Here is a 9,404-nt window from a genome sequence, read left to right on the forward strand (position 1 = left end):
ACCCGAAGGGGTAGCCCGCCTCGGAACCGGTCATGGCTTCAGGGCGCCCTGCACACTGGTGTAGACCGCGTAGAGCGATGTCGAGCCGCAGATGTAAAGTCTGTTTCGTTGCTGACCGCCGAAGCACAAATTGGCGACCGTTTCCGGTATGTGGATCTTGCCGAGCAGATCGCCGTCTTTGGTGTAGCAGCGCACGCCATCCTCGTTCGGATCGCCCCAACCGACGGAGCACCAAACCCGCCCATCGGTATCACAGCGTACCCCGTCGGTAATGCTGGGCTTGGGCATGTCGGCGAAGACCTTGCTGTTCGACGCCTTTCCGGCTGCTACATCGAGGTCGAACACGCGGATATGCGACGGGTTGTCGGGCCCGTCGGTGAAGCCGGTGTCGCAGACATAGAGCTTCTTCTCGTCGGGGGAGAGGCAAAGGCCGTTGGGCTCCACGAAGTCATCGACGACAACCTTGACGTCGCCGGATTTCGGATCCACCCGGTAGACGTTATGCTTTTCCTGCTCAGGCTCGGCCTTGATGCCCTCATAATAGCCGCCGATGCCGTAGACGGGATCGGTGAACCAGATCGCACCATCGGCAGTGACAACCGCGTCGTTCGGCGAATTCAGCTTCTTGCCGTTGTACTTGTCGGCGATGATGGTGATCGAGCCGTCCAGTTCGGTCCGGGTGACCCGTCGACCGGCATGTTCGCAAGTGATCAGGCGCCCCTCCCGATCGATGGTGTTGCCGTTCGAGTTCATCGACGGCTGGCGGTAGACGCTGAGGTGAGCGTCATCCTCCGAGAAGCGCATGATGCGGTTGTTGGGAATGTCGCTGAACAGCACGTAGCGGCCGGCCGGGAAGTAGACCGGGCCCTCGGCCCAGCGGAAGCCGGTTGCGACGCGCTCCACCGCCATGGTGCCGGCGAAGGCCGGGAAACCGGAAGGTCCGAACGAAACCTTGGGCTTTTTGAGCGACTCCAGGTGAGAATCCGGGTAGCGGCTCCCGGATAGCGGTCCCAGGGGCAGCGGATCGGTTGACGGGGTCAGGGCGCCCGTTTGGCCCAATGGCGCTACGCTCGCCGCGGAGGCCGCTGTCATGGTGACCGCCGTTGCGGCCAGCGCCGCCGCGCCCGTGATCAGCCTGCGGCGGTCAAGGGGCTGGTGATCGGGCAATTCCGTTTGATTTGTCATGGGTTTCCTCCAAAGATTTTTTTGTTGGGAGGAAAATCTTGCGCCTACATTCCGGCATAAAGCAGGCGGATGTCGGCAAAACAATCAGAGAATGTTTAGATACATATTTGCAATCCGCCAAGGGCGGTCTACCGGCCGCGTCCCGCGGGATGAGGCGGCACCGGCACCTCTTGGTTTGAGACGGCGCAAGCGCCTCCTCGCGACGAGGGCTCACTGCAGCCCGCCTGCTAGATCGCATCCCAGTTGAAAATGTCCGCCGAGCGGTCGAGCTTGTAGAACGACGATTTCAGCGCCGGCATGGCGTGATCGGCGATGGTTTGCGGCGTCCAGCCTTCGCCGCGGTGCACCGAACGCAGCGGGCGCGACTGGCTCATCAGGAAGATCTCGTTCATGCGCACCGCAAAAATCTGCCCGGTGACATCCCGGGCCGCATCGCTGAGCAGGAATGCGCAGACCGGCGCGATCTTTTCCGGGCCCATTTGCTGGATCTTGGCGACCCGCGCCTTCTCCTCCTCGGTTTCGGTCGGAATGGTGCCGATCAGGCGGCTCCAGGCAAAGGGCGAGACGCAGTTGGAGCGGACGTTGAAGCGATTCATGTCGAGCGCGATCGATTTCGACAGGCCCACGATGCCGAGTTTGGCGGCGGCATAATTGGCCTGGCCGAAATTGCCGACCAGCCCCGAGGTCGAGGTGAAGTGCACGAACGAGCCGCTTTCCTGCTCGCGGAACAGCCGCGCGGCGGCATGGGCGACATAGAACGAACCCATCAAATGCACCTTGATGACGGATTCGAAGGCTTCCACGCTCATGCGGTGGAAGATCATGTCGCGCAAAATGCCGGCGTTGTTGACGACGCCGTCGAGCCTGCCGAAACGGTCGGTCGCCATCTTGACGATCCTGCTGGCCGGAATGGCTTCGGCCACCGTCTCGAAATTGGCGACCGCCGTGCCGCCGCGCCGCTTGATTTCCTCGACCACTTCCTCGGCCGGCGCAGCGCTGGTGCCCGAGCCGTCAGGCGCGCCGCCGGGATCGTTGACCACGACCTTGGCGCCCTCGGCGGCACAGAGCAGCGCGATCTCGCGCCCGATGCCGCGCCCCGCGCCGGTGACGATGACGACTTTGTCCTGGAGTGATTTGGCCATGGAAGTTTCTCCCGTTGTTGTTCGTCATTCCGGGGCGTGCGAAGCGCGAACCCGGAATCTCGAGATTCCGGGTCTGGTCCTTCGGACCATCCCGGAATGACGAAAGTGATCAGCGTTCGTTCGTGAAGATGATCGTGCCGCTTGCCGCGAACATGCCGCCGACGCCGTGGCTGACCGAGACCTTCGCGCCCGGAACCTGCGCCGGCGCGATGCCGCGCATCTGCCGCACGCTCTCCTGCAGCGCATACATGCCGTACATGCCGGAATGCATGTAGCTCAATCCGCCGCCATTGGTGTTGAGCGGCAGCTTGCCGCCGGGACGGGTGTGGCCGTCGGCGATGAATTTTCCGGTCTCCTCGTGCGGCATGAAGCCGAGATCGCCGAGGCCGTACAGCGGCAGATGCGCGAAGGCGTCGTAGATCATGAGATGGTCGACATCGGCGTGGGTGATGCCGGCTTCCCTGAAGGCGAGGGGACCGGCGACCCGGAAGGCGCGCGAGGAGTCAAATGTCCGCATCTGGCTGACCATCGGCGTTTCCACGCTCTCGCCGGTGCCGAGGATGTAGACCGGCTTCTGCGGAAAGTCCCTGGCGCGGTCGGCGGAAGTGAGGATCAGCGCGCCGCCGCCATCGGTAACGAGGCAGCATTGCAGCAGGCGGAACGGATAGGCGATCATCCGCGAGTTCAGGACGTCGGCGACCGTGATCGGGTCCTTCATGGTGGCGCGCGGATTCTTCGCCGCCCATTCGCGCTGCACCACCGCGACCATGGCGATCTGCTCATGGGTGATGCCGTGGGTCTTCATGTAGCGCAGCACCGGGATCGGAAACATGCTCGGCGGCCCGAACACGCCGAACGGCGCTTCGAACTGGCCGTTGAGGCTGTCCGGCGGCGTCGAGCGCGGCGGCTTTCCGATCATCGACTTGCCGCTTTCGGCATGGGTGATCAGCACGGTCTTGCACAGGCCGGCCTCGATCGCGGCCGCGGCATGGCGGACATGCAGCATGAACGAGCAGCCGCCGACCGAGGTGCCATCGGCCCAGGTCGGCGTGATGCCGAGGTAATGCGCTATCTGCTGCGGGGTTTCCACCGCGGTGGCAATGCCGTCGATATCGGACAGTTTCAGTCCGGCATCGGCGATGGCGTTCAGCGCCGCGTCCGCGTGCAACTGGATTTGCGACATGTTCGGGATGACGCCGAGCTCGGTGGTCTCGGCGGCGCCGACGACGGCGACCTGGTTCCTGCGCATGGTGCCTAGCCCCTCGCCGGGCGGAACAGGGGAAGGGTGATCCTGTCGTCGAGCTTTTCGAACGCGACTTCCAGTCTCATGTCGAGTTCGAGCGCCTCCGGCGTCTGCGGGCAATCGACGATGTTGCTCATCATGCGCGGGCCTTCGTCGAGTTCGACCACCGCGATCGCATAAGGCGGCGTAAAACCCGGCGCGGCGGGCCGGTGGTTGATGACGTAGCTGTAGAGCTTGCCCTTGCCGCTGGCCCTGAACACGCTGACCTTGCGCGAGGCGCAGGACGGGCAGAACGGGCGCGGCGGAAAATACACATTGGCGCAGGCGTCGCAGCGCTGCAGCCGCAATTCGCCGGCCTGCGTGCCATCCCAGAAATGCTGGGTTTCCGGTGTCGGCTTCGGTTTCGCGCGCAGAGCCTCGGCCATGTCGGCAAGTCCTCCCCCTGATCGGGCAGCAAAGCCCGCCTGTTGCAGTCTTGATGCGACATTGGACGGGCCGCCGTCAACGGTCCAGCACCCCCTTCGCATGGCGCCTATTCCGCCGCGCGCACATTTCCGGCCCTCGAATGCTTGTGCGCTTTCGATTTCCCAAGCTAGTGTCGCCGCCGCTTAAGCAAGCACGCGAGCCGAGAGAGAAACCATGCCCGAGACCCCGACACTCCAGACATTGGCTGCCGATCTCGAAAGCGGCCGCACCAGCGCCCGCAAGCTCGTCGAGGCGTGTCTCGCCAAAATCGCCGACCCCGCGGGCGAAGGCCGGCGCGCCTTCATTCATGTCGACAAGCATGCGGCGATCGAAACCGCGGACGCGATGGACCGGCTGCGCAAGGTGCAGGCCGCGCCGTCGCCTTTCGCCGGCATTCCCGTCTCGATCAAGGACCTGTTCGACATCAGGGGCCAGGTGACCCGCGCCGGCTCCCGCGCGCTGGAGGATTCCGCGCCGGCGGAAGCGGACGCGCCCGTGGTGGCGCGGTTGCGGCGGGCCGGCTTCGTCGTGATCGGCCGCACCAACATGACCGAATTCGCCTATTCCGGCATCGGCATCAACCCGCATTACGGCACGCCGAAAAGCGCCTGGAACCGCGGCGTCGGGCATGTGCCGGGCGGCTCGTCGTCGGGGGCGGCGGTATCGGTCGCCGACGGCATGGCCTTTGGCGCGCTCGGCACCGATACCGGCGGCTCCTGCCGGATCCCGGCGGCCTTCAACGGCATCGTCGGCTTCAAGCCGACGCAGCGCCGGGTGCCGCTCGAGGGCGGCGTGCCGCTGTCGTTCACGCTGGACAGTTTTGGGCCGCTGGCGCGCACCGCCGCATGCTGCGCCATCCTCGACTCTTTTCTCGCCGATGAGCCGCTGCAGCCGCTGCGGCCGCGCCCGGTCAGGGGCATGCGGCTGGCGGTGCCGACCACGGTGGCGCTCGATGACCTCGACGAGGCCGTGGCGAAAACCTTCGATCGCGCGCTGGGGGCGCTGTCACGCGCGGGCGCGCTGATCGAGCGCATCGAGGTGCCGGAATTTCTGGATGTCGGCGTGATGAACGCCAACGGCGGCTTCGCCGCGTCCGAGAGTTATGCCTGGCATCGCTTCCTGATCGCGCGCAAGGGCGACGTCTACGATCCCCGCGTTGCCATGCGCATCCTGCGCGGCGAAGGTTTTGCCGCGGCCGACTACATCGATCTCCTGGCCGCGCGGCGGTCCTTCATCGCGCGAACCGAAGCGCGCATCGCGCCCTATGACGCGCTGGTGCTGCCGACCACCGCCAATACGCCGCCTGTCATCGCCGATCTTGCCGACGACAAGGCTTTCGCCACCGAGAACCAGCGCGCGCTGCGCAACTGCACGCTGATCAATACGCTCGACGGCTGCGCGATCTCGCTGCCCGCGCATCGCGAAAGCGAGGCGCCGGTCGGGCTGATGCTGGCGGCGGCGGGCGGATCGGATCGACGCATCTTCGAACTCGCCGCCGGAATGGAGGGCGTCATCCGTGGTTGACCTGACCTTCACCGTGGACGACCACGGCGCGCCGACGCCGACGATGCTGAAGCTTTCGATCGGGCAGGCCGTGATCGCCGGCTGGACCGGGCGCGACCCGGCGGCGCGCGACAGGCATATCGCCGAGCTGGAAGCGATCGGAATCGCGCGGCCGGCCTCGACGCCGATTTTTTATCGCGTCTCCGCACGCCGGCTGACCCTGGCCGACCGCATCGAGGTCTCCGGCGGCGATTCCAGCGGCGAGGTCGAGTTCGTGCTATTCGGCTGGCAGGGCAGCATTTTCGTCGGCTGCGGCTCGGATCACACCGATCGCAAGGTGGAGGCCTACAGTGTCACGGTGTCAAAACAGATGTGCGACAAGCCGATCGCCTCCAAGTTATGGGAGCTGGAAGATGTCCTCGACCATTGGGACCGGATGATCTTGCGCTCGCACGCGTGGATCGATGGCGTCCGCGTACTCTACCAGGAAGGTACGCTCGATGCCATGCTCCCGGTGAAAGAGCTGATCGCGCGGGGTTTTGGCGGCAAGGGCCTGCCTGACGGCTGCGCGATGTTCGGCGGCACCTTCGCCGCCAACGGCGGCATCCGCCCCGCCAGCCGGTTCGAATTCGAGTTGGAGGACCCCGTACTGAAGCGGACCATTTGGCATGGCTACGACGTGGTCGCGCTGCCGGTGCTGGGTTAATCGTCGTCCCGGCGAACCTAAGCGTGCAAAAAGCATTATCGTGGACAATTATCCTGAAAACCTGAAGCCGAGATTTGACGCGGGAGGTGGCGTTGAAGAGCCATTTGAGGAATGGTGGCCTAAGGTACAGCGATATTTTCCTAACGTGCCGGAGGACGTTGCCAAGTATTGGCTGCATGAGCATTGGAGTCGTTCGTGCTATGCGTATTTGCGCTCGAGAGATTACCAGTTCGACCTCGTAAGCTGGCCGTCGGGAAAGCTGTTCGAGGTCAGGTCGACATTCAATGGCTTTGCTGCCGACAACAAAAAGTGCGTCGAGCATGGCCGCTATCTGGTGGATGACTGGGAATTTCCCGTACCTTACCGAACATCTGCCTTCATGATCGAACACGGTGAGTTTCCGACGCCTATAATAATCTTGGACAACCGAGATGGGCATATAAATTCAAATACAGTCCAGCATGCCTATGAGAATCTCCCTGCTGCTTACGTTCTGATAGAAGGTCACCGTCGATTCAACATCGCTTTATACCTGCAGAAAACTGGTAGGCTTAAGCCGCAAGTATATGTGTGGCTGATGACAAAAAGTCCCGCCTAAGCGTGAATCTCAACAATCGTTGTCGCCATAACCGCCTGGCTGTAGGGCAAAAGGGCCGTACGGCTGATGAAAATAGAAAAGATACTTGAATCCCTCTTCCATTTCGCAGGGCTGGAACCTATCCTGTTGCAATGACCAAGCTCCTGGAAAAAGCTCTCGAAGCCGTGCGGCTGCTGCCGCCGGACAGTCAGGATCAGATCGCGCTTGCCATGCTTAGCCTGAGTGGAAATGAGGGTGAGCCTGAGGAAGTCGACCCGACGCATCTTCCAGCCGTTCTGGAGGGTCTGGCGCAAGCCAGACGCCGCCAGTTTGCAACCGATCCCGAGATCGAGGCTGCCTTTCGCCGCTTCGAGCAATGAAGCTTCGCTTCACGCCGCGGGCGGTGCGCGACCTGGCCGAAATCGCTGATTATATCCGAGCGAGGAATCCCGAGGCGGCGCTACGCGTCCGCGCCGCGATCCTCGAATCGCTTCAGAACCTTGTCTTGTTTCCGCACGTCGGACGGCAGCAGAAGGTAGAAGGCGTACGCAAGCTGGTGACGCGGCGTTATCCGTTTCTTGTCTACTATACCGCTGACGAAACGGCGGACGAAATTGTCATCATCACCATCCAGCATTCTGCCCGCGAGCGCGAGCATTCCGACGTCTGACGGCGAAACGCAGGGCGCAGGATGGGTTGAGCCCTTCGCGAAACCCATCACCTTGCTGCCCCACGTCTCCGTCGGGCCTTGCCGCCGCAGGCGATTGCGGCGACGATAGAATGGATGAAGCGAAAGGCGATACCGTCAATCGCACTGGAGATGATGGGTTTTCGCGAAGGGCTCAACCCATCCTACGGGCTGAAACGGGCTGAAGTTGAGCGAGTGTGTCACGACGTTTCGTCATTGCGAGGAGCGTCAGCGACGAAGCAATCCATTCTTTCTTTGCGCGGCGAGATGGATTGCCGCGCTGGCGCTCGCAATGACGGCGGTGTTAGCTGTTTGGCGGAGTTTCGGAAAACGGGTGGCGTCACCCGATCCGATTTGCGAAAATACCGGACATGACGTCAACGGCAAAAATCCTAACCGCACCGCGTTCCGGCATCGCCGCCCGCGTCGATGCCATCGACTGGACGCGAGTGGAGCGCGATCTCGACGCACATGGCTGTGCCGTCCTGAACGGCCTGCTCTCGCCCGACGAATGCGGTGCCCTCGCTTCGCTGTATCCCGACGACAAACACTTCCGCAGCAAGGTCGTGATGGCGCGCCACGGTTTCGGGCGCGGCGAATACAAATATTTTTCCTACCCGCTGCCCGCCTCTGTCGCAAAGCTGCGGCCGGTTCTGTATGCGCGACTCCACGATATCGCCAACCGCTGGAACGAGACCATGGGCATCGAGATCCGTTATCCGGACAGCCATGAGGCGTTCCTGAAGCGATGCCACGACGCCGGGCAAATCAGGCCGACGCCGCTGCTGCTGCGATATGGCGAAGGCGACTACAACTGCCTGCATCAGGACCTCTATGGCGAACACGTGTTTCCGCTGCAGGTCGCGATTCTGCTGTCGGAGCCGGGGCGCGATTTCACCGGCGGCGAGTTCGTGCTGACGGAACAGCGGCCGCGCATGCAGTCGCGGCCGGAAGTGGTTCCGCTCAGGCAAGGCGACGCGGTGGCGTTTGCTGTGCATCACAGGCCGGTGCAGGGGACACGCGGATCCTATCGCGTTAACCTGCGTCACGGCGTCAGCCGGATCCGCTCCGGCCACCGCCATACAATGGGTGTGATCTTTCACGATGCGAAATGAGCGAACGGCGTTGACCGCGGATTTGTTCGAAGCCGTTTTGGATGTGCGCCCGCCGCGGGAGGCGATGGCCGATGGCGCCGTGCTGCTGCGCGGATTCGCAAAGCCGGTCGAAGCCGATCTGATCGCGGCGTTGCGGGCGATCGTCGCGCAGGCGCCGTTCCGGCACATGTTCACGCCCGGCGGCCATCAGATGTCGGTGGCGATGACCAATTGCGGCGGCGCTGGCTGGGTCACCGATCGCAACGGCTACCGCTATGATGGCGCCGATCCGGAATCCGGAAAACCGTGGCCGGCGATGCCGCCGGTATTTTGCGAGCTGGCCAGCCAGGCGGCAGCGCAGGTCGGCTTTGACGGCTTTGCCCCGGACGCCTGCCTGATCAACCGCTACGCGCCCGGCGCGCGGATGTCGTTGCACCAGGACAAGGACGAGCAGGATTTTTCAGCGCCGATCGTGTCGGTGTCGCTCGGCCTGCCGGCGATCTTCCTGTTCGGCGGCATCAAACGCAGCGACAAGCCGCGGCGGTATCGGCTGGCGCATGGCGACGTCGCCGTCTGGGGCGGGCCGTCCCGGCTGTTCTTCCACGGCGTCGCGCCGCTGGCCTTCGGCGAGCACGCCGCGATGGGCCACCAGCGCATCAATCTGACCTTCCGCAAGGCGCGCTGACTCTCTACTTGCGCCATGACGAAGTCTACGGCTTCGCCGGATGGATGAATGCCCACGGGCTGACTTCGGAATCGGTCGGCACCTCGATCGCGATCAAATACGGCCCGCCATCGGCC

At 63.5% G+C, this 9,404-nt stretch carries 11 protein-coding genes; 7 read left to right on the forward strand and 4 right to left on the reverse strand.

The annotated features are described in order from the left end of the window. Positions 1-30 precede the first annotated feature (30 nt). From WCE35_RS22110 to WCE35_RS22125, 4 genes are all read right to left on the reverse strand, one after another. Entirely contained in the window at positions 31-1,185 is a 1,155-nt protein-coding gene (locus WCE35_RS22110; protein ID WP_424595447.1) for an SMP-30/gluconolactonase/LRE family protein, read from the reverse strand. A 227-nt stretch (positions 1,186-1,412) separates the two neighbouring features. Further along, positions 1,413-2,327, reverse strand: a complete 915-nt coding sequence (locus tag WCE35_RS22115) for an SDR family oxidoreductase (protein WP_424595448.1) — start codon at positions 2,325-2,327, stop codon at positions 1,413-1,415. 109 nt (positions 2,328-2,436) lie between these two features. After that, on the reverse strand, positions 2,437-3,576 hold the full coding sequence (locus WCE35_RS22120) for a thiolase C-terminal domain-containing protein (RefSeq protein ID WP_424595449.1): 1,140 nt from the start codon (positions 3,574-3,576) through the stop codon (positions 2,437-2,439). 5 nt (positions 3,577-3,581) lie between these two features. Then, positions 3,582-3,995 (reverse strand): Zn-ribbon domain-containing OB-fold protein, encoded by a 414-nt coding sequence (locus tag WCE35_RS22125; RefSeq protein ID WP_424595450.1) that lies wholly within the window; start codon positions 3,993-3,995, stop codon positions 3,582-3,584. Positions 3,996-4,209: 214 nt separating this feature from the next. Between WCE35_RS22125 and WCE35_RS22130 the strand changes: the two genes are divergently transcribed. From WCE35_RS22130 to alkB, 7 genes are all read left to right on the forward strand, one after another. Beyond that, on the forward strand, positions 4,210-5,559 hold the full coding sequence (locus tag WCE35_RS22130) for an amidase (RefSeq protein WP_424595451.1): 1,350 nt from the start codon (positions 4,210-4,212) through the stop codon (positions 5,557-5,559). Then, a complete protein-coding gene (locus tag WCE35_RS22135; protein ID WP_424595452.1) occupies positions 5,552-6,244 on the forward strand; it encodes a DUF2848 domain-containing protein in 693 nt (230 codons plus the stop codon). Before WCE35_RS22130 ends, WCE35_RS22135 begins: the two co-directional genes overlap by 8 nt. Beyond that, the gene (locus tag WCE35_RS22140) at positions 6,207-6,842 is read left to right on the forward strand and encodes a hypothetical protein (RefSeq protein WP_424595453.1); all 636 of its coding nucleotides are present in this window, start codon (positions 6,207-6,209) and stop codon (positions 6,840-6,842) included. Before WCE35_RS22135 ends, WCE35_RS22140 begins: the two co-directional genes overlap by 38 nt. A 131-nt stretch (positions 6,843-6,973) precedes the next feature. After that, complete coding sequence (locus WCE35_RS22145; protein WP_424595454.1) at positions 6,974-7,201, forward strand: hypothetical protein; 228 nt, start codon at positions 6,974-6,976, stop codon at positions 7,199-7,201. Beyond that, on the forward strand, positions 7,198-7,491 hold the full coding sequence (locus WCE35_RS22150; protein WP_424595455.1) for a type II toxin-antitoxin system RelE/ParE family toxin: 294 nt from the start codon (positions 7,198-7,200) through the stop codon (positions 7,489-7,491). The genes WCE35_RS22145 and WCE35_RS22150 overlap by 4 nt, the downstream gene beginning before the upstream one ends. A 389-nt stretch (positions 7,492-7,880) precedes the next feature. Beyond that, on the forward strand, positions 7,881-8,624 hold the full coding sequence (locus tag WCE35_RS22155) for a 2OG-Fe(II) oxygenase (RefSeq protein ID WP_424595456.1): 744 nt from the start codon (positions 7,881-7,883) through the stop codon (positions 8,622-8,624). A gap of 10 nt (positions 8,625-8,634) precedes the next feature. Further along, entirely contained in the window at positions 8,635-9,288 is a 654-nt protein-coding gene (alkB, locus tag WCE35_RS22160; RefSeq protein WP_424595457.1) for a DNA oxidative demethylase AlkB, read from the forward strand. Positions 9,289-9,404 lie beyond the last annotated feature (116 nt).

The sequence above is a fragment of the Bradyrhizobium sp. genome (assembly GCF_049691595.1).
Lineage (GTDB): Bacteria > Pseudomonadota > Alphaproteobacteria > Rhizobiales > Xanthobacteraceae > Bradyrhizobium.

Coding starts and splice junctions, on each gene's coding strand:
- WCE35_RS22125 (WP_424595450.1), bottom strand. CDS start 3,995: ATGGCCGAGGCTCTGCGCGCGAAACCGAAGCCGACACCGGAAACCCAG.
- WCE35_RS22120 (WP_424595449.1), bottom strand. CDS start 3,576: ATGCGCAGGAACCAGGTCGCCGTCGTCGGCGCCGCCGAGACCACCGAG.
- WCE35_RS22145 (WP_424595454.1), top strand. CDS start 6,974: ATGACCAAGCTCCTGGAAAAAGCTCTCGAAGCCGTGCGGCTGCTGCCG.
- WCE35_RS22115 (WP_424595448.1), bottom strand. CDS start 2,327: ATGGCCAAATCACTCCAGGACAAAGTCGTCATCGTCACCGGCGCGGGG.
- WCE35_RS22155 (WP_424595456.1), top strand. CDS start 7,881: ATGACGTCAACGGCAAAAATCCTAACCGCACCGCGTTCCGGCATCGCC.
- WCE35_RS22150 (WP_424595455.1), top strand. CDS start 7,198: ATGAAGCTTCGCTTCACGCCGCGGGCGGTGCGCGACCTGGCCGAAATC.
- WCE35_RS22110 (WP_424595447.1), bottom strand. CDS start 1,185: ATGACAAATCAAACGGAATTGCCCGATCACCAGCCCCTTGACCGCCGC.
- WCE35_RS22130 (WP_424595451.1), top strand. CDS start 4,210: ATGCCCGAGACCCCGACACTCCAGACATTGGCTGCCGATCTCGAAAGC.
- WCE35_RS22140 (WP_424595453.1), top strand. CDS start 6,207: ATGGCTACGACGTGGTCGCGCTGCCGGTGCTGGGTTAATCGTCGTCCC.